This is a genomic window from Leifsonia sp. Root112D2 (genome assembly GCF_001424905.1).
In the GTDB taxonomy this organism is placed as follows: Bacteria; Actinomycetota; Actinomycetes; order Actinomycetales; family Microbacteriaceae; genus Root112D2.
Window position 1 is genome coordinate 1,865,062 of the sequence record NZ_LMCU01000001.1, and the last position, 24,120, is coordinate 1,889,181.

25 protein-coding genes, 1 tRNA gene and 1 pseudogene are annotated in these 24,120 nt (G+C 66.4%); 20 read left to right on the plus strand and 7 right to left on the minus strand.

The genetic code is table 11. The features are described from left to right. Nucleotides 1–35: 35 nt before the first annotated feature. From ASC63_RS08680 to ASC63_RS08705, 6 genes are all read left to right on the plus strand, one after another. Nucleotides 36–302 carry a DUF7218 family protein gene (locus ASC63_RS08680; RefSeq protein ID WP_055815202.1) on the plus strand — a complete coding sequence of 89 codons (267 nt, stop codon included), beginning with the start codon at nucleotides 36–38 and terminating at the stop codon, nucleotides 300–302. Nucleotides 303–373: 71 nt separating this feature from the next. Next, nucleotides 374–841, plus strand: coding sequence for a hypothetical protein (locus ASC63_RS08685; RefSeq protein WP_235492024.1), 468 nt, complete (start codon nucleotides 374–376; stop codon nucleotides 839–841). Continuing rightward, nucleotides 838–1,473 carry a gluconate 2-dehydrogenase subunit 3 family protein gene (locus ASC63_RS08690; RefSeq protein ID WP_055812010.1) on the plus strand — a complete coding sequence of 212 codons (636 nt, stop codon included), beginning with the start codon at nucleotides 838–840 and terminating at the stop codon, nucleotides 1,471–1,473. The genes ASC63_RS08685 and ASC63_RS08690 overlap by 4 nt, the downstream gene beginning before the upstream one ends. Beyond that, complete coding sequence (locus tag ASC63_RS08695) at nucleotides 1,470–3,107, plus strand: GMC family oxidoreductase (RefSeq protein ID WP_055812017.1); 1,638 nt, start codon at nucleotides 1,470–1,472, stop codon at nucleotides 3,105–3,107. Before ASC63_RS08690 ends, ASC63_RS08695 begins: the two co-directional genes overlap by 4 nt. Before the next feature lie 4 nt (nucleotides 3,108–3,111). Continuing rightward, nucleotides 3,112–4,947 (plus strand): thiamine pyrophosphate-requiring protein, encoded by a 1,836-nt coding sequence (locus ASC63_RS08700; RefSeq protein WP_055812019.1) that lies wholly within the window; start codon nucleotides 3,112–3,114, stop codon nucleotides 4,945–4,947. 1 nt (nucleotide 4,948) lies between these two features. Beyond that, complete coding sequence (locus tag ASC63_RS08705; protein WP_055812022.1) at nucleotides 4,949–6,067, plus strand: enolase C-terminal domain-like protein; 1,119 nt, start codon at nucleotides 4,949–4,951, stop codon at nucleotides 6,065–6,067. Between the two features lie 8 nt (nucleotides 6,068–6,075). On the opposite strand, the gene ASC63_RS08710 is transcribed toward ASC63_RS08705, so the two are convergent. Then, nucleotides 6,076–6,651 (minus strand): TetR/AcrR family transcriptional regulator, encoded by a 576-nt coding sequence (locus ASC63_RS08710; RefSeq protein WP_082487417.1) that lies wholly within the window; start codon nucleotides 6,649–6,651, stop codon nucleotides 6,076–6,078. Nucleotides 6,652–6,890: 239 nt separating this feature from the next. Here ASC63_RS08710 and ASC63_RS08715 point away from each other — a divergent pair, with 239 nt between their 5' ends. The 3 genes from ASC63_RS08715 to ASC63_RS16285 all read left to right on the plus strand — a co-directional run bounded on the left by ASC63_RS08715 (nucleotide 6,891) and on the right by ASC63_RS16285 (nucleotide 11,980). Beyond that, nucleotides 6,891–7,901, plus strand: a complete 1,011-nt coding sequence (locus ASC63_RS08715) for a sigma-70 family RNA polymerase sigma factor (RefSeq protein WP_082487419.1) — start codon at nucleotides 6,891–6,893, stop codon at nucleotides 7,899–7,901. A 108-nt stretch (nucleotides 7,902–8,009) separates the two neighbouring features. Further along, on the plus strand, nucleotides 8,010–11,720 hold the full coding sequence (locus ASC63_RS08720; RefSeq protein WP_442915054.1) for an AAA family ATPase: 3,711 nt from the start codon (nucleotides 8,010–8,012) through the stop codon (nucleotides 11,718–11,720). 62 nt (nucleotides 11,721–11,782) lie between these two features. Beyond that, the gene (locus ASC63_RS16285; protein ID WP_157487642.1) at nucleotides 11,783–11,980 is read left to right on the plus strand and encodes a hypothetical protein; all 198 of its coding nucleotides are present in this window, start codon (nucleotides 11,783–11,785) and stop codon (nucleotides 11,978–11,980) included. A 220-nt stretch (nucleotides 11,981–12,200) separates the two neighbouring features. On the opposite strand, the gene mscL is transcribed toward ASC63_RS16285, so the two are convergent. Continuing rightward, complete coding sequence (gene mscL / locus ASC63_RS08725) at nucleotides 12,201–12,644, minus strand: large conductance mechanosensitive channel protein MscL (RefSeq protein ID WP_055812031.1); 444 nt, start codon at nucleotides 12,642–12,644, stop codon at nucleotides 12,201–12,203. Here mscL and ASC63_RS16800 point away from each other — a divergent pair. After that, nucleotides 12,643–12,849, plus strand: a complete 207-nt coding sequence (locus ASC63_RS16800) for a hypothetical protein (RefSeq protein WP_055812034.1) — start codon at nucleotides 12,643–12,645, stop codon at nucleotides 12,847–12,849. The genes mscL and ASC63_RS16800 overlap by 2 nt on opposite strands. 14 nt (nucleotides 12,850–12,863) lie before the next feature. On the opposite strand, the pseudogene ASC63_RS16805 reads toward ASC63_RS16800, so the two are convergent. Together ASC63_RS16805 and ASC63_RS08735 are read right to left on the minus strand one after the other, a co-directional pair. Continuing rightward, nucleotides 12,864–13,004 (minus strand): annotated as a pseudogene (locus ASC63_RS16805) (FmdB family zinc ribbon protein); the annotation flags it as partial. A gap of 65 nt (nucleotides 13,005–13,069) precedes the next feature. Next, nucleotides 13,070–13,651, minus strand: a complete 582-nt coding sequence (locus tag ASC63_RS08735; protein ID WP_055812037.1) for a 5-formyltetrahydrofolate cyclo-ligase — start codon at nucleotides 13,649–13,651, stop codon at nucleotides 13,070–13,072. Nucleotides 13,652–13,684: 33 nt separating this feature from the next. Between ASC63_RS08735 and galU the strand changes: the two genes are divergently transcribed. The 5 genes from galU (at nucleotide 13,685) to ASC63_RS08760 (ending at nucleotide 17,643) form a co-directional block, all read left to right on the plus strand. Then, on the plus strand, nucleotides 13,685–14,608 hold the full coding sequence (gene galU, locus ASC63_RS08740; RefSeq protein ID WP_055812041.1) for a UTP--glucose-1-phosphate uridylyltransferase GalU: 924 nt from the start codon (nucleotides 13,685–13,687) through the stop codon (nucleotides 14,606–14,608). Between the two features lie 10 nt (nucleotides 14,609–14,618). Then, nucleotides 14,619–15,275 carry a GNAT family N-acetyltransferase gene (locus ASC63_RS08745; RefSeq protein ID WP_055812044.1) on the plus strand — a complete coding sequence of 219 codons (657 nt, stop codon included), beginning with the start codon at nucleotides 14,619–14,621 and terminating at the stop codon, nucleotides 15,273–15,275. A 52-nt stretch (nucleotides 15,276–15,327) separates the two neighbouring features. After that, nucleotides 15,328–16,356: a hypothetical protein gene (locus ASC63_RS08750; RefSeq protein WP_055812046.1), complete on the plus strand. Its 1,029-nt coding sequence runs from the start codon at nucleotides 15,328–15,330 to the stop codon at nucleotides 16,354–16,356. Nucleotides 16,357–16,622: 266 nt separating this feature from the next. Beyond that, nucleotides 16,623–17,483 (plus strand): SDR family oxidoreductase, encoded by an 861-nt coding sequence (locus ASC63_RS08755; RefSeq protein ID WP_055812049.1) that lies wholly within the window; start codon nucleotides 16,623–16,625, stop codon nucleotides 17,481–17,483. Nucleotides 17,484–17,567: 84 nt separating this feature from the next. Continuing rightward, nucleotides 17,568–17,643, plus strand: a tRNA-Ala gene (locus ASC63_RS08760). A gap of 14 nt (nucleotides 17,644–17,657) precedes the next feature. Here the strand turns inward: ASC63_RS08760 and ASC63_RS08765 are convergent. Further along, complete coding sequence (locus ASC63_RS08765) at nucleotides 17,658–18,596, minus strand: NADP-dependent oxidoreductase (RefSeq protein WP_055812050.1); 939 nt, start codon at nucleotides 18,594–18,596, stop codon at nucleotides 17,658–17,660. Nucleotides 18,597–18,709: 113 nt separating this feature from the next. Between ASC63_RS08765 and ASC63_RS08770 the strand changes: the two genes are divergently transcribed. Continuing rightward, entirely contained in the window at nucleotides 18,710–19,222 is a 513-nt protein-coding gene (locus ASC63_RS08770; protein WP_055812053.1) for a MarR family winged helix-turn-helix transcriptional regulator, read from the plus strand. A 106-nt stretch (nucleotides 19,223–19,328) separates the two neighbouring features. On the opposite strand, the gene ASC63_RS08775 is transcribed toward ASC63_RS08770, so the two are convergent. Together ASC63_RS08775 and ASC63_RS08780 are read right to left on the minus strand one after the other, a co-directional pair. After that, nucleotides 19,329–20,189 (minus strand): Fpg/Nei family DNA glycosylase, encoded by an 861-nt coding sequence (locus ASC63_RS08775; RefSeq protein WP_055812056.1) that lies wholly within the window; start codon nucleotides 20,187–20,189, stop codon nucleotides 19,329–19,331. 82 nt (nucleotides 20,190–20,271) lie between these two features. Further along, entirely contained in the window at nucleotides 20,272–20,745 is a 474-nt protein-coding gene (locus tag ASC63_RS08780) for a MarR family winged helix-turn-helix transcriptional regulator (protein ID WP_055812060.1), read from the minus strand. Nucleotides 20,746–20,791: 46 nt separating this feature from the next. On the opposite strand from ASC63_RS08780, the gene ASC63_RS08785 reads away from it, so the two are divergent. From ASC63_RS08785 to ASC63_RS08800, 4 genes are read left to right on the plus strand one after another with little or no spacing between them, the layout of a single operon-like run. Further along, on the plus strand, nucleotides 20,792–21,490 hold the full coding sequence (locus ASC63_RS08785; protein ID WP_082487422.1) for an NADPH-dependent F420 reductase: 699 nt from the start codon (nucleotides 20,792–20,794) through the stop codon (nucleotides 21,488–21,490). Then, complete coding sequence (locus ASC63_RS08790; protein ID WP_235492026.1) at nucleotides 21,487–22,548, plus strand: LLM class flavin-dependent oxidoreductase; 1,062 nt, start codon at nucleotides 21,487–21,489, stop codon at nucleotides 22,546–22,548. The genes ASC63_RS08785 and ASC63_RS08790 overlap by 4 nt, the downstream gene beginning before the upstream one ends. A 53-nt stretch (nucleotides 22,549–22,601) precedes the next feature. Beyond that, nucleotides 22,602–22,988 (plus strand): DUF3054 domain-containing protein, encoded by a 387-nt coding sequence (locus ASC63_RS08795; protein WP_055812066.1) that lies wholly within the window; start codon nucleotides 22,602–22,604, stop codon nucleotides 22,986–22,988. A gap of 60 nt (nucleotides 22,989–23,048) precedes the next feature. Continuing rightward, nucleotides 23,049–24,119, plus strand: coding sequence for a Gfo/Idh/MocA family protein (locus ASC63_RS08800; protein WP_055812069.1), 1,071 nt, complete (start codon nucleotides 23,049–23,051; stop codon nucleotides 24,117–24,119). Nucleotide 24,120 lies beyond the last annotated feature (1 nt).

Genomic DNA, 24,120 nt, shown 5'->3' on the forward strand with positions numbered 1-24,120 from the left:
GGCGAGCGGTCGACGTGATCGCGGAAGGCGGGATTATGCCGGGCACGAAGAACTCACATCTGAAGAAGCCCGAAATGTACGAGGAACTGCGCAAGGACGGTGCCTCGAAGGAGAAGGCTGCACGTATTTCGAATGCGGCGGCGAAGCGTGGCACGTCGAAGGTCAGCCAAAAGGGCGGGGAGTCCGGCTCCTATGACGACTGGACCGTCGCCCAACTGAAAAAGCGGGCGAAGGAACTCGGACTCAGCGGCTATTCGAACAAGAAGAAGCACGAGCTGATCAGCGCTCTGCGCAATCACTGAGCATCGAGCATCGAGCATCGAGCATCGGGCACGGCAGTTCTCGCACAATAACGCGCAACGGAGGGATTCCAGTGGCACGAACATCGGCGGCAAGGCGAACGGCTCCCGTGATCTATGGCGTCGACCGAATGGTGCGCAATGTGCGCACCGGCAGGTTCGAGCGCAGTCTCGCCGGCCTGACGGCGATCGGCTCACTGGTAACGGCTGCGGAGATCTTTTTCGAGCACGACAAGGCAAGTTTCGGCAACAGGCTCATGTGGATTCCCGTGGCTCTCGGCCCGGTGGGCGCCGTCGCGGGCGTGGCCGGGGTGTTCAGCAAGCGACTGGCCAAGACGGCGCTTCCCATCGCATCCGTCGCCATCGTTGCCAACGGGCTGCAGGGAACCTGGTTGCACGCGCGCGGGATCGCGCAGAAGCCCGGCGGATGGCGCAACTTGCGTTACAACATGGAGATGGGGCCGCCGCTGCTCGCGCCCCTGCTCGTCACGATGGTCGGGGGCATGGGCCTGCTGGCCGCCGTACTGAGGCGCGAAAAGTGAGCACCGGCGAACCAATCGGCAGCCAGCACCCGCGGTTTCCCGGCTTCGACGTCGTGCAGCAGGCGCCGGCCTGGGACGACGCAACGCGCCGCGTGGTTCTGGGGCGGCTCGAGACGGATGAGACCCTGCGCTTCTTCACGGAGAGCGAGTTTCGGGTGGCCCGCGCGATGCTCGACCAGCTTGTCGGTCAGTCTCACGATCGCATGGTTCCCATCGCTCATATGGTCGACGCGAGGCTGGCAGCGGGCAGCACCGACGGCTGGCACTACGACGGCATGCCCAGCGATTCGGAGGTCTGGCGCCAGTCACTGCACGGCCTTGCCGAAGACGCGAACGAGTCCCATGGCGTCGGCTTCGCCGAGCTGATGGATGAGGAGCAGCGCGCCATTCTGCAACGGGTGCAGGATCTCGGCGACGCCTCATGGCGTGGGCTGCCGGCCGGCCGTCTCTGGAATCTGTGGCTGCGGTACGCCTGTACGGCGTTCTACGCGCATCCGTCGGCCTGGAATGAGATCGGCTTCGCCGGCCCGGCGTATCCGCGCGGTTACAAGAACTCCCACGTCGGCACGCGCGAGCCGTTCGAGGTGCGCGACGTGATGCCCCAGGTCGACCCGGCGCGGGGCGGCTCATGACGAGCAGTGTGCGTGAACGCAACGAGTCGGCGTGGCTGCTGCCGGCCGATCAACGGCGCACGAATGAGGCCCTCCGTGAGGGCATGCGGCGCTTTGACGACGCGGACGAGGTCGACATCGTGATAGTCGGCTGTGGCGCGGGCGGGTCGACGTTCATGCAGCGACTGGCGCGATCCGGCCGCACCGTGGTCGGCCTGGACGCGGGACCGTTCTGGGACCCGGAGGAGGACTGGGTCAGCGATGAGGCCGGCTCCCACGGGCTGTACTGGACGGAACCGCGCGTCATCACCGGTGACAATCCTGTGCCTCTCGGTTCGAACAATTCCGGCCGCGGCGTCGGGGGATCGATGGTGCACTACGCCGGCTACGTGCCGCGCTTTCACCCGAGCGACTTCGAGACATACACCCGCGATGGCGTCGGTGCCGACTGGCCCATCGACTACGCCGATCTGGCCCGGTATTACGAGGACATCGAGGGGGAGCTGCCCGTGGCCGGCGAGGACTGGCCGTGGGGCGACCCGCACTCCTACCCGCACCGGCCGCATCCGGTCGGGGGAAACGGCGAGCTCTTTCTGCGTGGCGCGCTCGCCGCCGGCATCACGGCGAAGGTCGGCCCAGTCGCCATCACGAATGGACGTTTCGGCAACCGTGCGCACTGCATCTACCGCGGCTTCTGCCTGCAGGGCTGCAAGGTCAACGCCAAGGCCTCGCCCCTCATCACCCACATACCGGATGCCCTTGCGCACGGCGCCGAGATTCGCCCCGACAGCATGGTCACGCGCGTCGCGATAGACGAACGCACCGGGCGCGCGACGGGCGTGCACTATATGCGCGACGGCGTCGAGCACTTTCAGAGGGCCCGCATGGTGGCCGTCGCCGGGTACTCGATCGAGACACCGCGCCTGTTGTTGAACTCCACGTCGAAGCGCTTTGCCAACGGTCTCTGCAACGACTTCGACCAGGTCGGCCGCTACCTCATGGTGCAGGGTGCGCCGCAGACCGGCGGCCGATTCGATGACGAGGTGCGCATGTACAAGTCGCCGCCACCCGAGGTCTCGAGCGAGCAGTTCTACGAGACAGACCCCAGCAACCCGTACAAGCGTGGCTTCTCGATCCAAACCGTCTCGCCCCTGCCCATCACCTGGGCGGAGCACGTTGCCGCGCAGGGCCACTGGGGCCGAGAACTGCGTGAGCGGATGAGCGACTACGTGCACTGGGCGTGCCTCGGCGCGCTGTGCGAGTTTCTTCCCCAGGCAGACAACCGCGTCACCCTCGCCGACGAAACCGATGCGCGCGGCATGCCGGTTGCGCGCTTCTCGTACTCGCAGTGCGACAACGATCGGCAACAGATGAAGGCTGCCCAGGAGGTCATGGAGCGCATCCTCAAGGCCGCCGGCGCCGATGAGGTCATCACGATTCAGCGCTACGCGCACCTGGTCGGCGGCGCGCGCATGGCCCGTAACGAACAGGACGGCGTCGTGGATGCAGACTGCCGCACCTTCGCGGTACCGAATCTGCTCATCGTCGACGGCAGCGTTCTGCCGACGCAGGGCAGCGCGAACCCGGCGCTCACCATCATGGCCGTCGCGGCGCGCGCCGCGGACCGACTCATCAATTCAGCAATAGAGAGGTGAAGATATGACAACCGTCAGCGAATTCGTGATCGAGCGGGTGAAGCAGTGGGGTGTCACCCGAGTCTTCGGCTTTCCCGGCGACGGCATCGGAGAGTTCGACGGCGCGCTCGGCAAGGCCGAGCGCGACGGCGAAGGGCTGAAGTACGTGCGCCCGACGCACGAGGAGATCTGCGCGCTCATGGCGACGGCCCACGCGAAGTTCACCGGCGAGGTTGGCGTATGCATCGCGACCTCCAGCCCCGGGGCATTCCACATGCTCAATGGGCTCTACGACGCTCAGTCGGATAATCAACCCGTCGTCGCGATCATCGGGCAGCAGGGGCTGGATTCCCTCGGCACGTTCACCCAGCAGGAGAACAATCTGGAACGCACCTTCGCGGATGTCGCGGTGTACGTGCAAACCATCGTCTCGCCGGACCAGGCGCAGGCGGTCGTCGACACGGCGTTCCGCACGGCGCGGGTGCGGCTGGGGCCCGCGGTGATCATCCTTCCTCACGACGTGCAGTCGTTGAAGATGAAGGAGCTCAAGCCGACCCACTGGGTTTCCCGTTCGAGCGCTGTCGCCCCGTCGCTTTCCATAGTGCCGCCGCAGAGCGAGATTCTGAAGGCGGCCGCCATCATCAACGCCGGCAAGAAGGTGACGTTCCTCGTCGGCCACGGCGCGAATGGGGCGACGGACGAGGTACTCGCCGCCGCGGAACTCTGCGGCGCTGGCGTCATCACCGCGCTGCGCGGCAAGCAGGTGGTGCCCTCGGATGTTGCCTACCACTCGCAGCAGCTGGGGCTGCTCGGCTCGCTGCCGAGCCTGCACCAGATGAGCGGATGCGACACGCTGGTTCTGCTTGGCACCAACTACCCGTACTCGGAGTTTCTGCCGGCCAGCGGTCAGGCTCGGGCCATCCAGATGGATCTGAAGCCGGAGCAGATGGGCCTGCGGTATCCGACGGAGCTCAACCTGTGGGGCGACGTCAAGGCGACCCTCGAGGCGCTCATTCCCCACCTCGAACAGACGACCGATCTCTCCTGGCAGAACACCGTTGCCGAGGAGATGATCGAGTGGGAGAACGAGATGGAGGCCGAGGCCATGGTGAGCGTCGAGGACGGCGTCAACCCGCGACGCGTCTACCACGAGCTCAACAAGCGTCTCCCGCCCCAGGCCATCGTGACGGCCGACGCCGGTTCGACAGCCGATTGGTACGGTCATCACATTCGACTGCGCCGCGGCATGATGGGCGATCTCTCCGGCAGGCTCGCGAGCATGCTGGCCGCCATGCCGTACGCGGTGGCGGCGAAGTTCGCGTACTCCGACCGCAGCGTGATCTGCACGATCGGCGATGGCGCCTTCCAGATGCTCGGCATGAACGAGCTGATCACCATCAAAAAATATATGAAGGAGTGGGAGAACCCGCAGCTGATCATCATGATCCTGCACAACGACGACCTCACCCAGGTGTCGTGGGAGATGCGCACCGAAGACGCCAACCCGGTGTGGACCACCTCGCAGGCCGTGGAGTCGGTGGATTACGCGGGGTGGGCCGAATTGCTCGGCTTCACCGGCATCCGGGTGAAGAGCGATGATGAGGTGGCGGCGGCGTGGGATGCCGCGTTCGCCAACCGCGGCATCACGGTCATCGACGCATACACGAGTAAGAATGTGCCGCCGCTTCCGCCCCACATCACGCGGGAATTCGCCAAGAACACCGCGACGGCGCTGCTGAAGGGCGACCCATACGGGGTTGGGGCCATTCGCGATTCCGCCGAGGCCGTCGTGACGGAGGGTATCGAGCGCGTGAAGGGAAAGCTGCACATCGGGCAGGATCGTGAGAAGAAGAGCGACTGACATGAGTGGTTCGCCTGCAGACGATCCGGTGGTCGAGCGCGTGGATGTTCAGGTCTACACGGTTGCGACGGATGCGCCGGAGGCCGACGGCACCATCGCCTGGGATTCGACGACGATGGTGCTCGTGCAGCTGCGCTCGGGTTCTACCGTCGGGACCGGGTGGACCTACGGCCCCCCTGCGTGCGCTGCGATAGTGAACGCCACCCTCGCACCACTCGTCATCGGCCACAGCGCCCTCGACGTCGGTGCACGTTTCGACGCGATGGTGCGGGCGGTGCGCAACATGGGCCGCACCGGAATCGCGGGGTATGCGATCTCCGCCGTCGATGTGGCCCTGTGGGATCTCAAGGCCAGGCTGCTCGAGTTGCCGCTGCACCGACTGATCGGGGCCGTGCGCGAGGAGGTCGATGTCTACGGCAGCGGCGGCTTCACGACGTACGACGAGGGCAGGCTGCGCGAGCAACTCGGCGGCTGGGCGCACGGGCAGCACATTCCGCGGGTGAAGATCAAGATCGGCGAATCGTGGGGTTCGGCCGAGACGCGGGACCTGCGCCGCATCGCGCAGGCGCGCGAGGTCATTGGCGACGGGGCCGAGCTTTTCGTCGACGCCAACGGCGGCTACACCGCCAAACAGGCCATCCGTGTGATGCAGGCGGCCAGTGAGGCCGAGGTGCGCTGGCTCGAAGAGCCGGTCTCCTCAGACGACCTCGCCGGGCTGGCCCTCGTGCGTGGTGCCGTGGGCGCGGACGTCGCCGCCGGTGAGTACGGCGGTGACCCAGGCTATTTTCGCCGCATGTGCCAGTCCGGCGCCGTTGATTGCCTGCAGGCGGATGCCTCGCGCTGCGGCGGCGTCACCGGCTGGCTTGTGGCGGCGAGCATCGCGGCATCCTTCGGACTGCAGATCTCGGCTCATTGCGCGCCGCATCTGCACGCGCACGTGGCGCTCACTGTGCCGAATGCCCGCCATCTGGAGTGGTTCCACGATCACGTGCGCATCGAGTCGCTGTTCTTCGACGGCACCCTCGATCCCGGGGGCGGTTGGGTGCGCCCCGACTCGGATGCGCCGGGGCTGGGACTGCAATTGCGTCGCGCCGACGCGGAACACTACCGGGTGGCGTAAGGCCGTCCTCACGCCGCGGCGTGCTGCTCGATCAACTGCGAGGCCATCGCCTTGGCGCGCTTGGCGGCGTCGATGTCGCCCATGCGGGCATCCACGATGGAACCGTTCATGAGAATTTGCCATGAACGCGCGAACGACTCCGGATCGCGCAACTGCGCCGCCTCAGCGTGTTGCCGGATCATGCGGCGCACGGTATCGAGATGTTGCAGGCTTGCGTGGCCAAGGGCGTGCTTCGGCCCCATTTCCAGCAGCACGTTCACGAAGGGGTCGCCCTCGTAGTCCCGACGCCGGAACCATTCATCGAAAACATCGAAGACGGCGAGCAGCTGCTCGCGTGCCGTGCCAGCGCGCTCAAGCGCCTGCGCGACGATGGTGCCGAGGGTCCAGAGCTGCTCCCGCCGCTGCAGAAAGGCGATCACCAGATCATCCTTCGAGGGGAAGTGCCGGTAGAAAGTCGCATTCGCGACACCCGATCGACCAATCAGCTCATCGACTCCCACGTCGCGCACGCCTCGTTGCGAAAACAAGTCATAGGCGGCGGAGAGGATTCTCTCGCGTGCGTCGCTTCGCGCTGGATCGGTCATGGTCACTCTCACGGTACCCCCGCGCCCGGGCCCTGCAAGGGGGCCAAGGCGGCAATCTTCGCCTAAATACCACACGACATCAAGTGAAGACAAGCCCTTTTGTGAGGGTGGACAACTCGGTTAAAAATAACTAGAACTAGAGAGAGAGGGCGTTCTCCCCAAAAGGGAAACACCCGAGGCTTGCACTGAGCAGAGGCGAACGAAATCCACAGATCGTCAGAACGCAGAAAGGCAAACGAATGTCGAATACCGCATTGATCACTGATCGCCGGGTAGCGCCAGCCGTTCCGAGCTCCGCCCCTTCAGTTGCGTCGCCGCGACGAGCAGCACGACCGGCCGCGATCGCCAATGGCTCCCTCGATGGGGTGCACGACTACCTCCAGCAGATCGGTCGTTTTCCGCTGCTGACCGCCGAGGAGGAAATCGACCTGGCGCGCCGCATCGAGATCGGTCTCTTCGCGCAGGAGCGTCTGACATCCACGCCGGATGCCGACCCCGAGTTGCGCCGCGAGCTCGCGACACTCATTCGCGAGGGCCGTGCAGCCAACCAGCGATTCGTGTGTAGCAATCTCAAGCTCGTCGTCAGCGTGGCCAAGCGCTACACCGGACGAGGCGTGCCCATGCTGGATCTCATCCAGGAGGGCAACCTGGGGCTCGACCGTGCCGTGAAGAAGTTCGACTACACGCAGGGCTTCAAGTTCTCGACATACGCCATGTGGTGGATTCGCCAGTCGATCACGCGCAGCATGGCCGACAGCGCGCGCCTCATCCGCGTTCCCGTGCACACCATGGAGAAGATCAACAAGCTGGCCAGAATCAAGCGCGAGCTGACCGTGGAACTGGGGCGCGAGGCGACGCTGGAGGAACTCTCCGTCGAATCCGGCTTCGATGGCCGCGAGGTGCGCAGGTTGCTCGGGGTCGACCGTGAGCCGGTTTCCTTGCACAGCCCGACCGGCGAAGATTCGGGCTCCGAACTCGGCGACCTCATTGAAGACGGTGACGCCGAACCGATCGCCGAGATCGTGAGCATCGGGGTGCGCAACGATGAACTGCATAAGAGGGTGCACGCACTGCCTCAACGCGAGGCAGAGATCGTGACCCACCGGTACGGACTCGACGGGTGCAGCCCCATGACTTTTGAACAAGTCGGAAAGCTGCTCGGTGTCTCGCGTGAGCGCGTGCGCCAGATCGAAGCCCGCGCGCTCAAGATGCTGGAGTGCCCGGAGCTCGAGGGATACCTCCAGGAGTGAGCCGGGGCGCGAGTCGCGCGAAACTCCCCCGTGTTACCGGGATTCCCGCGCGTGCCCACGTAGTGTGGCCGTGTGTGGCGACTCGATAGAAATCACGATGAAGACGACATGATGTCGGATGACGTGAGCGACGACGCTTTCCACCCGCAGAACACGACGGCTCCGCACACGCTCAGTCTGGGCGATCCGTCGATTCTGGCGGGCAACGTTGCCGATCCGGTGTGGCAGCGCTGGCGCGCGGAGCTCGAGAGCCTGGGCGGGCGCTCTCCGCTGCTGCACTTCGTGGACGGGCCGCGCACGCGCATTGAACTCAGCAACACGCATCCGGGTGGCCTGCCGCCGTTCATCACTGGCAAGAACACGTTGCTCTCCAGCCTGATTCGTGACGAGTTGGCGCTGCGCAACGCGCGTCTGGCCGCGAACGCCATCACCACCAAGGGCATCGAACTGCGCTCGGTGCGCGGCCTGGAGTCCGTACATCTGGCCATTGGGCTCGCGCAGTGGCGCCACGACGGTGACGAATTCACTGCACCCGTGCTGCTGCGTCCGCTGGCGATCCGCCGCTACGGCCGGGATTACGAGCTGAAGTTGCGCGGCAAGACTTTTCTGAACCCCGAGCTGGCCCGCGCGCTGCACGAACAGTTCCAGATCACTCTCGACGCGGATGCCTTCGTCGCGCTCTCTGTGAGCAACGGCGTGTTCAAGCCGCAACCGGTGATCGACAGGCTGCGCGGTCTCACCTCGCACCTGCCCTGGTTCAACGTGCAGCCGCGCCTGGTCGTCTCGTCGTTCGCCGATGTGGCGAGGGCGATGAGAGCGGATGCCGCTGACCTCGAGTGCACCGTTCTCGATGCGCTTGCCGGCAACGCTTCGGCCCGTCGACGGGTGGAGGAATCCTTCCACCCGGTCGAGACGGTGGATGCCGACCATCGCCCGCCGTCCACCGACACCCTTCTGCTTGACGCCGACGACGAACAGGAAAACGTGGTCGCCCAGATCGGGGCGGGCAATTCTCTCGTGGTGAAGACGCTGCCGGGCACCGGTGGAACGCAGACAATTGTCAACGCCATCGGCACCCTCGTCGCCCAGCACAAACGCGTGCTCGTCGTGAGCCCCCGGCGATCGAGCCTGGAGAGCATCACCCACCGCCTGGAACAGGTGGGCCTGACCGGAATGGCGGTGAGCCCGCGCACGCTGCGTCGCGACGTGATCCGTTCAATCACCCGCAGCGAGAAGGTGACCCAGCCGCGCGCGAGCGAGGTGGACGATGCCCTCGTGCGCCTGCGCAAGGTTCTGCTCGACTATCGCAGGGCGCTCGGCCGTCGCGACCCGGCGCTCGGCGTCTCGGTGCTGGATGCCCTCGGTGAGCTGGCAGCGCTGTCGCAGCGAGCGACGCCTCCATCGACCACTGCTCGCCTCGACCGGGCCTCGATCGAGGCACTCGCGGGCAAGAGGGAGAGCGCCGCAGCCACACTGAGCAAGGCGGCAGCCCTGGGCGAGTTCCGCTACGGCCCGAATGACTCGCCCTGGTACGGCGCGTCGTTCACCTCGAGCTCCGAGGCATCCGCCACGCACGAGCTCGCGAAGAAGCTCAACCGCACGGAACTGCCGCGGCTGCTTGAGCGCGCGAACGCCGTCATCGGGCAGACGCGCATGCGCCCCTTCGAGTCGATCACCGAGCTGGGCGTGTACCTGCGGCTGCTGCTGGACGTGCGCGAGACCCTCGACCGGTTCAGGCCGTCCGTCTACGACCGTTCCCTCGCCGAGCTGATAGCTGCAACGGCGAACCGTCGCGAGGCTCCCGGCATGTCGGGTGCGAACCGTCGACGCCTGCGCAAGCTCGCGCTCGAGTACGTGCGCCCCGGGGTGCACGTGACCGATCTCAACGAGAGTCTGCGTCGCATCCAGCAGCAGCGAACGCTGTGGCAGCGTTTCGCCGTCGCGGGAGTCACCCCCGAGGTGCCGGTCGGAACCGCCGACGTGCAGGTGGCCTACCAGCGCGTTTCCGAGGACATTGCGCGACTGGATGCCCCGCTCGGCCGGCTCGCGACGCCCGCCTCGCTCGCGCTCATGCCGATACCGCAGCTGACGGCCATGGTCGCCGGGCTCGCGGCCGAGTCGCAGGTGCTCGCGAATCTGCAGGAGCGCACCGCGTTGCTGGCAACGCTGCGCAGCCTCAACCTCGACCCGCTTCTCGCCGATCTCTCGTCGCGGCACGTTCCCGAGCGCGAAGTCGCGGCCGAACTCGACCTGGCCTGGTGGCAGTCCGTGCTCGAAACGCTGCTGGCCGATGAACGTGCCCTGTTGAATGCCAACACGGGCGTGCTCGATCGTCTCGAGGCCGATTTTCGTCTCGTGGACGAGGCGCACGCATCCGCCACGGGGCAGCAACTGGCATGGCAGCTGGCCGAGACGTGGAAGATCGGCGTGGTCGACTGGGCGGATGAGGCGGCCGAGTTGCGTCGTCTGCTTACCTCCGACCGCACCACGGCCGAGAGCCTGGAAACCGCTGCGCCGCACCTGTCGCGCTCGCTCGCTCCCGTGTGGCTGGCCTCGCCGTACGAGGTACCCCAGATCAGCGACCGGGTGACATTTGATGCCGTCTTCCTGGTAGACGCGGGAGCGTCGGGACTGGCGGAGAGTGTTGGTGTGATTCGCCGCGCCCGCCAGGTGGTCGCCTTCGGGGACCCGGTCACGCAGACTCCGTCACCGTTCGAGATCGCGGTGGGGGAGACATCCGAGACGCATGGCGAGCAGGATGTCGACGCCCTGCACGCGGATTCGGCGCTCGCGCAGCTCAGCGAACTGCTGCCGGTTTTCACGCTGACGCGTAGCTATCGCGCGGGCGGCGAAGACCTTGCCGACCTCGTGAATCGCCGCTTCTACGGTGACAAGATCGACTGCCTGCCCTGGGCGGGAACGTTCCTCGGGCACGGCAGCCTCAGCCTCAACTACGTGGAGGGCGGCCACGGCATGCCCGACGAAGACAGCGGGGCGGTCGAGAGCGTCGACGCCGAGGTGGCGAAGGTGGTGGGGCTGGTCATGGACCACGCCGTCAACCGACCGCGTGAATCGCTCATGGTCATCACCGCCAGCACGCGGCATGCGGTGCGCGTGCACCAGTCGGTGCTCGCGGCATTCGCCAAGCGCAAGGATCTGGCCGACTTCATTCTGAAGGATCGCGCCGAGCCGTTCACCGTTGTCACACTCGAGCAGTCGGTGGCGCAGAGCCGCGACCGGGTGATTTTCTCCATCGGCTATGGGCGCACTCCGCACGGTCGCCTGCTGTCGAACTTCGGTGCGCTGGCCGAGCCGGGTGGCGAGCGGTTGCTCGCCGTCGGCATGACGCGCGCGCGGCGTTCGATGGACATCGTCTCCTGCTTCCGCCCCGAAGACATCGACGAGTCGCGCATGCGCTACGGCATCCGGGCTCTCGCGCAGCTGCTCAGCGAGGCCGAGGCGCTCGAAAGCGCCGAGCACACGCCCGTGCGGAGCGAGCCGATGCTGGTCGATCTGGCCGCCAGGCTTGAGCGCCGTGGACTGAGAGTTCAGCTCGGTCACCGGGGCAAGCTGTCGCTCGTTGCCTCGCACGCCGGCCGGGCGGTCGTTGTCGAGACCGACAGCATCGTGAACGACGGCAGCCTGCGCGAATCGCTGCGACTGCGACCCGAGGTGCTACGACGGCTCGGCTGGCACTACCTGCGCGTGCACAGTTTCGAACTCTTCAGTGATCCGGATGCCGTGGCCGCCCGCGTCTCGCGTCTCATCGGCGTGACCGATGTGAGCACCGAGACGGCGCCGATCCACATCCCCGTCTGATCGCCGGGCAGGGCGCGGGAGCGCGAGGCGTTCGGCGAACACCGCGCGGCTATTCTTGAAGCATGGCTGACACGGAGCGTGGGCGACGGCATCGCCGCGTGCAGCGGCCGGGGGCCGCGGGCGCCGACCCGACCCCGAAGCGCGTGCCACGCGCTGTCACGCCGGCACGAGCATCCGATAACACGGGCGCAGCCCAGGCTCCTCGTGGCGACTCCAACGACGCCCGCCTGCGCGAAGACGTGCCTCCGCACTGGGGCTGACCCGCCCCGCGCGTGTGTACAAAACGACGGAGAAAGTGCCCGGATGCGACGCTTTCCGATGATTTCTGTGCGTTCCGGGCAAAATCTCCGTCGTTTTGGACACAGGCGCGGGTGGAGGGGGCAGGCGGGCGGACCGGGCGGGGAGGCGGCGCGCGGGAACAGCGCGGCGGCCGGTCCCCGAGGGGAACCGGCCGCCGTAGTGTGTGAACGGTCTGGGTGACTAGCCCTGGTGCTTGCCGCCGGTGGTGTCTTCGGGCGCGCGGGCCAGCAGGTCGCGGATCTCGGCGAGCAGATCGAGCTCGGTGGCCGGCACATCCTCGGCCTCCGGCACTCCCGCTGCCTTGCGGGCCGCCGCGCGCTCCTTGAACACATTGATCGGCATCACGAAAACGAAGTAGATGATGACGGCGACGATCAGGAAGTTGATCAGTGCCGCGATGACCGCGCCGAAGTACAGCGTGGCATGGCCGCCCGACGAGGTCGGAATAACCACGGGGAATGCCGTCGCCAGACTGTTTGCGTTGAAGAGAGCGCCGATGAGCGGGTTGAACACCTTCTCGACGAGCGCTGTCACCACCGTGCTGAACGCAGCGCCGATGACGACCGCAACAGCGAGGTCGAGCACATTGCCGCGGAGGATGAATTCCTTGAATCCCTTAATCATGAGTTTCCCCTACTTCCCTGATGACGAGGTATTACTTGTTGAACTGGATGAACTGCTCGAACTGCTCGAACTCGTTGAGCTGGATGATGACGTCGCGGGCGATGCCGCGGGGGTGCTGGACTTTCCAGCGGCTGCCGCCTCCTTGGTAGCGGGTCGTGACGGGGGTTCCGAGTGTGAGGTGCTCGCCCGTGAGTCCGTCCGGTAGAAACCGGAACCATTGAACGTAACGCCGATGGTATTGAAGACTTTACGCAGTGTTCCCCCGCAAACGGGGCACGTCGTCAGCGAGTCATCCGTGAATGCCTGCTGGGCGTCGAAGGCATTTCCGCATTCGGTGCACTTGTATGAATAGGTGGGCATGTCAGTCTCGACTCTCAAATGGTGTCAGTGATGCGGATGCCGCGCGCGGCATCCGTGGTTCAGCTTCAGGTGAATTGCACGATTCCGTTCGGCGTGACGGCGCCGTCGACGGGCTGATCGTGCTTCTCTCGTGGCACCGCGTCGAGCAGCTCTGCGTCGTAGAGAATCGCGTACACCGGGGGGCATTTCTCCATGCTGCCGAGCATCTTGTCGTAGTATCCGCGCCCCCAGCCCATGCGCAGGCCATCTTTGCCGACGGCGGCGGCGGGCACGAGGATGAGGTCGACATCGTTGATGGCGATGGGGCCGAGCAGCTCTCCAACGGCCTCGGGCATGCCGAACAGGCCTTCCATCTCGGTTTCGCCGTCACCGGTGGTCCAGTCAAGCAGTCCGTCTTCGCGGCTGATCGGCAGCAGCGTTCGCACACCGTTGTCGTTCGCCCAATTGAGAAAAGGGCGGGTATCCGGTTCCGTCGGGGTCGACAGATAGGCGGAGATAGAGCGAGCGGAAAGGTCAGTGGCGAGGTCGATGAGGTGCCGGGTGATGCCCGCCGTGGCCGCGGCGTTCTCGGTGCTGGTCATGTTCTGGCGGCGTTCGCGAAGCTCCGCGCGGAGTGCGCGTTTTTGGTTGCCGAGTTCTTCGCTCATATACGCCATCATAAATGCGGATAATCTACCCACATGGCAAACGTAGTTACCAAGGCCGTCATTCCTGCGGCGGGGCTCGGCACCCGCTTCCTTCCTGCGACGAAGGCAATGCCCAAGGAAATGCTGCCCGTTGTCGACAAACCGGCGATTCAATACGTGGTCGAAGAGGCCGTGGATGCCGGGCTCAGCGACGTTCTGATGATCACTGGGCGCAACAAGAACGCCCTCGAAAACCACTTCGACCGGGCCACCGAGATCGAGGCAACTCTCGAGCGTAAGGGCGACACCGACCGCCTGGAGAAGGTGAACTACTCCACGGATCTCGCCGATATGCACTACGTGCGCCAGGGCGACCCGAAGGGGCTGGGTCACGCGGTGCTGCGCGCGAAGATGCACGTGGGCAACCAGCCGTTCGCGGTGCTTCTCGGTGACGACATCATCGACAGCCGCGACGTGCTGCTGAAGCGCATGCTCGAGGTGCAGGCGGGTCGTAACACGACCGTTGTCGCCCTGCTTGAGGTAGACCCGAGCCAGATTCACATGTATGGGGCCGCGGCCGTTGAGACGACCGATGAAGACGACGTCGTGCGAGTGACGGGACTGGTGGAGAAGCCCGATGCCGACGTCGCACCGTCGAACCTGGCCATCATCGGCCGTTACGTGCTGCGCCCCGAGGTCTTCGAGATTCTCGAGCGCACCGAACCCGGCAAGGGCGGCGAGATTCAGCTGACGGATGCCCTGCAGGAGATGGCGGGAGACGTCGAGGGCACGGGCGGCGTCTACGGCGTCATCTTCCGCGGCCGTCGGTACGACACGGGAGACCGGCTCGACTACATCAAGGCCATCGTGCAGCTTGCCGTGGACCGCGAGGACCTCGGCCCCGGACTGCGCCCCTGGCTGAAGGCATTCGCGTCGAACCTCGATTCCGAGAAGCCCGCGACCGACAACGGTCACTGACCGGCGAATCATGGTCATTCCCACTCTGAGCGAGGGGCCGGTCACCTTGCGGCCGGTGCGCCTGCGCGACGCTAAGCCGTTGGAGCATTCCCTGCTCGACAACCGAAGCTGGTTGCGCAAGTGGGAGGCGACCAGCCCGTATGCGCCGACGAGCTTTGATACTCGCGCCAGCATCCGCTCTCTGCAGGCCAATGCGCGTGCGGGTCATGGGCTGCCGTTCATCATTGAATGCGACGGCGAACTCGGCGGGCAGCTGAACGTGTCGTCTATCACCTACGGCTCGCTGTCGTCGGCGACCATCGGCTACTGGGTGGCCGAGCGATTCGCCGGCCGTGGCGTGACACCGACCGCCGTGGCGCTCGCCACCGACTACTGCTTCTACCAGTTGGGCCTGCATCGCATGGAGATCTGCATCAGGCCCGAGAACCAGGCGTCCCTGCGCGTGGTCGAGAAGCTCGGCTTTCGCTATGAGGGCCTGCGCCGTCGCTACATCCACATCAATGGCGACTGGCGCGATCACTTCTGCTTTGCGCTGGTGACCGAAGAACTGGGGCAGGGCGTTCTGCGTCGCTGGCTCGATGGCAATGTTGCACCGGATGCCGCAACCGTCACGAGCGAGGACCGCGCGGCCGCCGCATTCCCGCTTCCCGTCGCACGAGATCGATGACACACCTGAAATCCAGCGGCCGTTCTCGAGGCGTCGCCCTTACCGTAGAGCCATGGGTGGAGTCTGGAGCGGTGGGCTGGTCGTTCTGGCTGCCGCTGCGCTCTGGCTCGTCTATCTGATTCCCACCTGGCTGCGCCGTCGCGAGTACCTCGCCACCGAGCGCAACGCGGTGCGACTGCAACAGACGCTGCGCATCCTGGCCGAGACATCCGAGGTGCCGGAGCAGGTGCGACTCGAGGCGAATGCCCGCACGGTGGCCGAGCAGCAGAAGCTGTTGCGTGAGGCCGAGGCTCGTGCAGCGGCGCTGGCACGCGCAGAGGCCGACGCGAAGGCTGCAGAAGACGCGCTCGCCGCCGCGCAGGCCACGGCTCGTGCACAGGCGACCGCGGCCGCGGCGCGCGCCGCGATGCCCGTGGTGCGGATGCCTGTCGTGCCGGCGGAGACCGGCACCGAGGCCGTGGACCGTCGCCGTCGCATCCGTCGCGCGCGAGCGAGCGTTTCGCTCGTGATGCTGCTTTCGCTTCTCGGCGCGGGTTTCGGCGTCTACGCGGTGCTCGCGCTGGCAACCTGGCTCGTGCTCGCAGCATCGCTCGTCGTGGCGCTCGGATGCGTCATCACGCTGAGCGCCCTGGCTCGCTCAACGCGCGCGGCGACCGCCGTTCGCGCGTCGGCTCCGTCTCGCACCTCACACGAGCTGTTCGACCATGCCGATCATGTCGAGGCAGCCCCGGAGGTCGCGGCGCCCACCTGGACACCACGTCCGCTGCCCAAGCCGCTGTACCAGTCGCAGGGTACCGCCGCTGCCGGCGCCATGGCGTCGGTGGATGCCGTGGTCGCGCTGCGCAGATCGGCCGCCGCTGCGGATCTCGCGCGACGTGCCGCGGAGCTGGAGCCTGCGGTGCCGAGACTGCGTCCGGCGGCGACACCGGCTGCCGTCTCGGTTGCGCCCGCTGCCGTGGCTGAGACGCCAGAGACGCCGGCCGCACCCAGCCGCTTTGCGAGCATGGGCATCGTGAATGGCGCCGAGGGCGCATCCATCGATCTGGATGCGGCGCTGCGTCGTCGTCGCGCCGCGGGCTGATGAGCGACGAGGGCGGGGACCCCGCCTGCTGGTTGCAGAACGTCTGCCCCGAGTGTGGTTTTCTGGTCGAGGGCCGACTGCCCGAGACGTGCCCGCGTTGTGGCGCCCCACTTGTAGAGAACGGGCCCCCCGAGATACCGGGCACTTCTGAGAGGTGAGGTGACAGATATCGACCTTCGTTCGCGAACGAACGTCGATTTGCGTCACCTCGGGAAGAGACCCGGCTGCGCTGCGTTGTATCCGGTACACCACCGAAAGGGAGAACTATGTCTTTTGTCGTCACCGGAGCCACCGGCCACCTCGGCCGCCTCGCTGTCGAGGCCCTGCTGAGGCGGGGCACCGCGCCCGAGCAGATCGTCGCGGTCGGTCGCACCGTGCAGAAGCTCGATGACCTCGCCGCCCGTGGTGTGCGTGTCGCGCAGATCGATTACACCAGGCCCGAGACTCTCGGTGCGGCATTCGAGGGCGCCGAAGCCCTGCTGCTCGTCTCGGGCAGCGAGGTCGGACAGCGTGTGGCCCAGCACACCAATGTCGTTACCGCTGCGAAGGCGGCCGGGGTAGCACGCATCGTGTACACGAGCGCTCCGCATGCCGACACCTCCGAGCTGGTGCTCGCGCCCGAGCACAAGGTCACCGAGCAGCTCATTCGTGACTCCGGCATCCCCTTCACGCTGTTGCGTAACAACTGGTACACCGAGAACTACGTGTCCACGCTCGAGCAGGCGCGCAAGACCGGCACGGTCGTGGGCAGCGCTGGTGCTGGCCGTGTCGCCAGTGCCACCCGTGCCGACTACGCTGATGCCGCGGCCGTGGTTTTGACAGGAACCGGTCACGACAACGCGGTGTATGAACTTTCCGGCGACGTGGCCTGGAGCTTCGATGAGCTGGCCGCCACCATTGCGACGATCGTCGGCCGCGAGGTGAGCTACGAGGCCGTGACGCCTGAAGAGCATCTCGCGATCCTCACAGCGGCAGGACTGGACGAGGGCACGGCCGGGTTCGTGGTAGCGCTGGATGGCAACATCCGAGACGGGGCGCTCGCCGAGACATCCGGTGAACTGAACGGGCTTATCGGGCGGCCGACCACATCGCTCGAGGCGGGCCTGCGCGCGGCTCTCGGCGCCTGACGTCGCTCACAGGAAGGGCGGGCACGGCACCAGGCGTGTCCGCGCCCTCCCGTGAACGCGTGATATCGTAGCTAAGCAGTTTGAGGGGCTATGGCGCAGTTGGTAGCGCGCTTCGTTCGCATCGAAGAGGTCAGGAGTTCGAATCTCCTTAGCTCCACCATTCAGGCGTAGAGGTCAGGCCGCGGGCGGCACGGCCACGACCTTGCCGTGGATCTCGCCTGCTTCGGCCTGCCGATGGATCGCGGGCAGCTCGCTCAGCGGCACACGCCTTGCGATCTCGACGGTCAGCTCACCGCTGTCGATCAGGGCGACGAGTTGCGTGAGCGCATCCGCGTCGGGGTGAAGGAAGATCGTGACCGCGCGAACCTGTCGCTGCTCGTCGCCGGGCGTCGGCACGGTCGGCGTCGTGGACACCACCACGCCGCCGTCTCGAACCCGCGCCACCAGGGCGGTGAACCCCTCGGGGCTGATCGGGGCCAGGTTGAGCAGCATGTCGACGGGCTCAGTAATTGCATCGAGCACCGTGGTCGCCGTGTGGTCGATGATCTCGTCCGCGCCGGATGCCGTGACGCTCTCGATGCTTCGCGGGCTCGCGGTGGCGATGACGAACGCGCCCGCACGCTTGGCGAGCTGAACCGCGTACCCGCCTACGGGGCCGCCGGCGCCGTTGATGAGCACTCGCTGACCGGCCGTGAGGTCGCCCGCCTCGAACAGTGCCTGCCACGCGGTGAGCCCGACAGAGGGCACCCCGGCGGCATCTACCAGAGGGATACTCGATGGGGCCTTCACCAATGACTCCGCCGGCGCGACGACATACTGTGCCGCCGATCCGTCCGCGGTCATCGGGATGAACCCGACGACGTTCTCGCCGACGGTGAGACCGTTCACCCCGTCACCGAGCGCGTCGATCGTGCCGGAAACGTCGTAGCCAGGAACGTGGGGGAGCGTCACCGGAAACGGCAGGAAACCGCCTCGGATGCCTCCGTCTGCCGGGTTGTACGCAGACCCGGCAACCCTGACACGCACCTCACCGGTGCCCGGAACGGGCCGCTCGGTGTCTTCGTAGCGGAGAACCTCTGGACCGCCTGTCTCGTGGAACCGTACTGCCTTCATGGTGTCTTCCCTTCAATGATGTACTTCGAATTTGAAGTAACTGACGATCACGCTAGCACTGCTTCGAATACGAAGCAAGTACTTTGAGTTCAAAGCACTGATACGCTGGGTTCATGAGCTCCTCGCCGCCGCCCCTGGATGCCACACAGCTGGGCGCGTACTTCGCCCTCATCGAGACGAGCAGCCTGCTCAAGCACGCCGTCGAGCAGCAACTCGTGGAGGTCGGAGGCCTCAGCTATGTGCAGTTCCAGCTCCTGGCCACCCTGGGTGACTCCCCGACGGGCAGTTGCCGAATGACCGACCTGGCCGACGGTGTCGTCTACAGCCGCAGTGGCCTGACCTACCAGGCCCAGGTGCTGGAGAAGCGCGGGCTCGTGGCCCGTTCGCACTCGGCCGACGACGAGCGCAGCATCACCGTCACCATCGCCGACGAGGGGCGAGCCGTGCTCGGAACCGTCTTCCCCGGTCACATCGCGGTGCTCGACGAGTTGCTGTTCGCACCCCTGTCGCGTTCCGACATCGAGACGCTCGCTGACATCCTCACCCGCGTGCGGGATCACATGCGCAGCACGCCGCCCCGCTCCGCGGCCCCACGCCGTCGCCGCAAAACGGCCGCGCACGACTAGCAACGCGCGATTGATGAGCATTGCGCTGAGGGTCGCATGCCTGCACTCAGTGGAATCTGGCTCAATCAGTTTTCACGCATGTGGCCGAAGCCACCCGCCTCCACCATCACTTGAGCAGGCGTGACAGCAGGCGATCGGCGAGCGGTTTGCCGCCGGTCTGGCAGGTTGGGCAGTACTGCAGGCTCGAGTCGGCGAAGATCACCTGCCGCACGGTGTCGCCGCAGACCGGGCATGCCTCTCCCGCGCGGCCGTGAACCTGCAGGCCGCTCTTCTTCTCCCGTTTGAGTTCGGATGCCGCGAGGCCGTCCGCGCGCGCTATCGCGCCGCGCAGGGTGGCTTGCATCGCTCCGTAGAGCCGGGAGCTGTCATCCGGGGGCATCGAGGCGGGCTTGAACGGCGACATGCGGGCGGCGTGCAAAATCTCGTCGGAGTATGCGTTGCCGATGCCGGCGATGATCGACTGGTTGCGCAGCACGCCCTTGATCTGCGACCGCCCAGCGGTGACGAGGATGTCGGCGAAGACCTGCTCGGTGAATGCCTCGTCGAGCGGATCGGGCCCGAGCCGCGCAATGCCCGGCACGTCCGCCGGGCGGCGAACCACATAAATGGCGAGGCTCTTCTTGGTGCCCGCCTCGGTGATGTCGAGTCCGGAGCCATCGTCGAGCACCAGCCGGGCGGCCAGCGGGCCCTTGCCCGGTCGGCCGGTGCGCACCGGTGCACCCTCGCGCCACCGGATCCAGCCCGCCCGCGCCAGATGAATGATGAGATGCACTTCGCCGACGGGAATGTCGAGGAACTTGCCGTGGCGCGTCACTGTCGCGATGACCCGGCCGGCCAGGGCGGAGACGGGCGGATCGAACGTCTTCAGCGCCGCGAACGACACGACCTCAAGCCGATCGACGGTGCGGCCGCCGAGGCGCGCGCCGAGATCTGTCACGAGCGCGTGGACCTCTGGCAGCTCTGGCACGCCACCAGTCTGCACCGCACGCCGGACATCCGGCTAGAGCCCGAGCGGCCGCCTGCACCACGGCGTCGCTCGGCGGCGACATTCAGCGCGCGGTCTGCGCATCCTCCGCGTCGATCTTCTCCAGCACGGTGCTCGCAATCTCGGCGAGGGTGTCGAGCTGCTGGGTGCTCAGAACATCTGCAACGTAGCGCCGCACGGCGGCCTCGTGGTGGCGACGGGCGGCCTCGGCGACGGTACGGCCCGCCTCGGAGGCGCGCACGATGAAACCGCGGTTGTCTTCGACGCACTCCTCCCGCACGAGGAGGCCGCGTTCGGTCATGCGGCGCAGTTGGTGCGAGAGCCGGCTCTTCTCCCAGTCGAGCCCGCAGCGCAACGCGAGCGAGCGAACCGAGCCGTCCGGTGATTCGATGACCGCTGCGAGAATCTCGTAATCGGCCTCGGAGAGCCCGGTCTCGCGGGCGAGCTCCCGGCCGAGCCGACCGCTGAGCTGCGTGCGCATGCGCTGATAGCTGGCCCAGGCATCCGCCTCGCGTGCGCTGAGTTCCGAATCGGCCATGACGTCATTCTAGTTGATGGATCAACCAAATGCGCTATGGTGGTTGATGTATCAACCTAGTGAGGAGCGGCGAATGACCACTATCGGCATTCTGGGAGCGGGACGGGTCGGCACGGCCATCGCGCGTGCAGCGGTGGGCGCGGGCTACCCGGTCAACATTGCCGCGTCGTCGGGTGCGGAAGATATCGCCCTCATCGTCGAGATCATGGCGCCCGGTGCCACGGCGATGACGGCTGCGGATGTCGCTGCATCCGCGGATATCGTCGTGCTCGCGATACCGCTGCATAAGTACCGCAGCCTCGAGGCGGAGCTGCTCAGCGATCGCGTCGTCATCGACGCCATGAACTACTGGGAGCCCACCGACGGCACCATGCGCGATTTCGCCGACGAGAAACGCGGCACGAGCGAGGTCGTGGCCGAGCACCTCGCCCATTCCCGCGTGGTCAAGAGTCTCAACCACATCGGCTACCACGAACTCGAGCAGGATGCGCTGCCCGCCGGGCATCCGCGGCGTCGCGCACTGGCCGTTGCCAGCGATGATGCGGATGCCGCGCAGCGCGTCATGCGGTTCATCGACGCGCTCGGTTACGACGTTGTGAACGCCGGACCGCTCGCATCCGGCCGCGCCCTGCAGCCGGGCGCGGTGATCTTCGGTTCTGCGCACGACCGTGCGCAACTCATCGACGAACTCAATCGGCAGCCGCGGGCGGATGTCGCGGACTCACCGACGGCGGTTGTCGCATGAGCGGCGACCAGGCGAAGGCCGACATGCAGATCGGCGCATACAGTTTCGGCGACACCCAGCGCACGAGCGACGGCGGACTGCACACCACCTACGGCGCCATTCGCAACCTGTTCGATGCGATAGTGCACGCCGACGCGGTGGGCCTCGACTATTTCGGGGTGGGGGAGCATCACACGCCCGAGATGCCTGCATCCTCGCCCGGCACCGTCGTCGCGGCCGCCGCCGCGGCCACCCGGCAGATCACGCTCGGCAGCTCGGTGAGCGTGCTCAGCACCGACGACCCCGTGCGGGTCTTCCAGCAGTTCGCGACAGCGGATGCCATTGCTCCCGGTCGCATCGAAATCACCGCCGGCCGCGGCTCGTCCACCGAGTCGTTCCCACTCTTCGGCTACGACCTCGCCGACTACGACCGGCTCTACGCCGAAAAGCTGGAGTTGCTGCTCGCCATCAACGCGAGCGAGCGCGTGAGCTGGTCGGGCACCGTTCGCCCGGCGCTGAACGACGCGGTGGTCGTGCCGCGGCCCACATCCGGTGCGCTGCCGATCTGGCTCGGAACCGGTGGCAGCCCCCAGTCCTCCGCCCGCGCGGGTTCGCTCGGCCTGCCCGTGGTGTACGGCGTCATCGGCGGCATTCCTGCCCGTTTTGCGCCGCTTGCCGACCTGTATCGCCGTGCCGCCGCACAGACCGGCCACAGTGGACCGAACATCAAGGTTGCGGTCGCCGGGCTGGGGTTTATCGCTCCAACGACGCGGGAGGCGAAAGAGCGCTGGTATCCGGGTTGGCACACGGCGTTCGAGGAAATCGGCCGCATCCGTGGCTTTTCGGCTCCGTCTCGAGCCGAGTTCGACGTGATGGCCCAAAGGGAGGGCGCCTACTTCGTGGGGTCTCCCGACGACGTCGCCGCGCGAATCGTCGAGCTGCACAGGCGCCTCGGGCATATGCGTCATTTTCTGCAGATGGATCTCGGTGGACTGCCGCAGGAGTACCTGCTCGAATCGATCACCCTGCTGGCGACCGAGGTGAAGCCGCGCGTCACGCGGCTGCTCGCGAAGAAATAGCTGCGGTCGGTCCAAGCGCGGACCCGGCACACGCGTCTGCCTAGGATGGAGGCATGGCCCGCACCCCCGTCTCCCCGCGTCGTGTCGTCTGGGCCCTCGTGCTCGACGTCGTTCTCGTTCTCGTCTTCGCGATCATCGGCCGCGCCAGCCACACAGAGAGCCTCGACGTCGTCGGCGTGCTGGCAACCTTCTGGCCGTTCCTGGCCGGTCTGGCCATTGGCTGGCTCGCCTCGCAGGCCTGGCGTCGCCCGTTCGGCATCGCGCTGCCCGGCATCTCGATCTGGTTGATCACGGTGATAGGCGGCATGCTGTTCCGCGTGATCAGTGGGCAGGGCACCGCCCTCGCGTTCGTGATTGTCGCAACGGTGGTGCTCGGCATCCTGCTGGTCGGATGGCGTGCCGTCGCGGTTGCGATCACCCGGCGGCGTGCTGGCTCCTGACGCCGCAGTACCAACGGGCGCCGCAGCGCCGATCGACCCGCCTCAAGGGAGAGGAAACGCATGTCGCACAGTTCATCGCACGACCCCGTTCGCATCGGCATCGTCGGCAGCGGCGCCATGGGGCGCCTGCACGCCGAGTACATCGCCCAGGAACCGCAGACCGAACTCGTGGCGGTGGCCGATCCGGTCAACGGCGCCGTGGCCGAGAGTTATGGTGTGCGCCAGTTCGCCGATCATCACGAGCTGATCGCATGGGGCGAGCTCGATGCCGTCATCGTCTCAAGCCCGAATTCCGTTCATGTCGTAACGGCGCTCGACCTGCTTGAGGCAGGCATCCCGACCCTCCTGGAGAAGCCGGTGGCCACCTCGTTTGCCGAGGCCCAGCAGCTCGTGGCGGCGACCAGGGATCACGCGACCCCGATTCTGGTGGGGCATCACCGGCGGCATCACCCGGCCGTTCACGCGGCGCACGAGCTGATCTCCTCGGGCGGGCTCGGCCGCATCGTGGCCGTCAACGGCATGTGGATGACGCGAAAGACGGATGCCTATTTCGAGCTGGAGTGGCACCGCAAGCCCGGAGCGGGCGTCATGCTCATCAACCTCGTGCACGACCTCGACCTGCTGCGACACCTCTGCGGCGAGATCGTGTCGGTGCAGGCGCGAACGAGCAATTCCGCCCGGGGCAACGAGGTGGAAGACACCGCGAGCGTGATAGTCGAGTTCTCCGACGGCGCCCTGGGCACCTTCGTCGTGTCGGATGCGGTGGTCGCGCCGTGGGGATGGGATCAGACGACACAAGACGACCCGTCGTATCCGTTCAATCCGGATGTCTCGGCCTTCTTCATCGCAGGCACCGAGGGCTCGCTCGCCTTTCCCGAGATGGCACACTACTTTCACACCGGCGTCTCCGACTGGAACCACCCGCTCAGCCGCAGCTTCGAGCCGCACCTGGCGGGCAACTCCTATGTGAGCCAGTTGCGGCACTTCGTGGATGTGGTGCGCGGCGAGGCGCAGCCGCTGGTCACGGTGGCCGACGCGGCGCAGACGCTCGCGGTCATCGAGACGGCGCACGAGGCCGCCCGCACGGGCAGTTCGACGCGGGTGCCGACCCTCGACGCGCCGACGAGCTGAG

Excerpts from the sequence above, each read along its gene's own strand:
- mscL (WP_055812031.1), bottom strand. The coding sequence starts at position 12,644 with ATGATTAAGGGATTCAAGGAATTCATCCTCCGCGGCAATGTGCTCGAC.
- ASC63_RS08755 (WP_055812049.1), top strand. The coding sequence starts at position 16,623 with ATGTCTTTTGTCGTCACCGGAGCCACCGGCCACCTCGGCCGCCTCGCT.
- ASC63_RS08790 (WP_235492026.1), top strand. The coding sequence starts at position 21,487 with ATGAGCGGCGACCAGGCGAAGGCCGACATGCAGATCGGCGCATACAGT.
- ASC63_RS08795 (WP_055812066.1), top strand. The coding sequence starts at position 22,602 with ATGGCCCGCACCCCCGTCTCCCCGCGTCGTGTCGTCTGGGCCCTCGTG.
- ASC63_RS08780 (WP_055812060.1), bottom strand. The coding sequence starts at position 20,745 with ATGGCCGATTCGGAACTCAGCGCACGCGAGGCGGATGCCTGGGCCAGC.
- ASC63_RS08720 (WP_442915054.1), top strand. The coding sequence starts at position 8,010 with ATGATGTCGGATGACGTGAGCGACGACGCTTTCCACCCGCAGAACACG.
- ASC63_RS08770 (WP_055812053.1), top strand. The coding sequence starts at position 18,710 with ATGAGCTCCTCGCCGCCGCCCCTGGATGCCACACAGCTGGGCGCGTAC.
- ASC63_RS08745 (WP_055812044.1), top strand. The coding sequence starts at position 14,619 with ATGGTCATTCCCACTCTGAGCGAGGGGCCGGTCACCTTGCGGCCGGTG.
- ASC63_RS08800 (WP_055812069.1), top strand. The coding sequence starts at position 23,049 with ATGTCGCACAGTTCATCGCACGACCCCGTTCGCATCGGCATCGTCGGC.
- ASC63_RS08680 (WP_055815202.1), top strand. The coding sequence starts at position 36 with ATGCCGGGCACGAAGAACTCACATCTGAAGAAGCCCGAAATGTACGAG.
- ASC63_RS08785 (WP_082487422.1), top strand. The coding sequence starts at position 20,792 with ATGTATCAACCTAGTGAGGAGCGGCGAATGACCACTATCGGCATTCTG.
- ASC63_RS08695 (WP_055812017.1), top strand. The coding sequence starts at position 1,470 with ATGACGAGCAGTGTGCGTGAACGCAACGAGTCGGCGTGGCTGCTGCCG.
- ASC63_RS16285 (WP_157487642.1), top strand. The coding sequence starts at position 11,783 with ATGGCTGACACGGAGCGTGGGCGACGGCATCGCCGCGTGCAGCGGCCG.
- ASC63_RS08715 (WP_082487419.1), top strand. The coding sequence starts at position 6,891 with ATGTCGAATACCGCATTGATCACTGATCGCCGGGTAGCGCCAGCCGTT.
- ASC63_RS08750 (WP_055812046.1), top strand. The coding sequence starts at position 15,328 with ATGGGTGGAGTCTGGAGCGGTGGGCTGGTCGTTCTGGCTGCCGCTGCG.
- ASC63_RS08710 (WP_082487417.1), bottom strand. The coding sequence starts at position 6,651 with ATGACCGATCCAGCGCGAAGCGACGCACGCGAGAGAATCCTCTCCGCC.
- ASC63_RS08705 (WP_055812022.1), top strand. The coding sequence starts at position 4,949 with ATGAGTGGTTCGCCTGCAGACGATCCGGTGGTCGAGCGCGTGGATGTT.
- ASC63_RS16800 (WP_055812034.1), top strand. The coding sequence starts at position 12,643 with ATGAGTTTCCCCTACTTCCCTGATGACGAGGTATTACTTGTTGAACTG.
- ASC63_RS08765 (WP_055812050.1), bottom strand. The coding sequence starts at position 18,596 with ATGAAGGCAGTACGGTTCCACGAGACAGGCGGTCCAGAGGTTCTCCGC.
- ASC63_RS08735 (WP_055812037.1), bottom strand. The coding sequence starts at position 13,651 with ATGAGCGAAGAACTCGGCAACCAAAAACGCGCACTCCGCGCGGAGCTT.
- ASC63_RS08700 (WP_055812019.1), top strand. The coding sequence starts at position 3,112 with ATGACAACCGTCAGCGAATTCGTGATCGAGCGGGTGAAGCAGTGGGGT.
- galU (WP_055812041.1), top strand. The coding sequence starts at position 13,685 with ATGGCAAACGTAGTTACCAAGGCCGTCATTCCTGCGGCGGGGCTCGGC.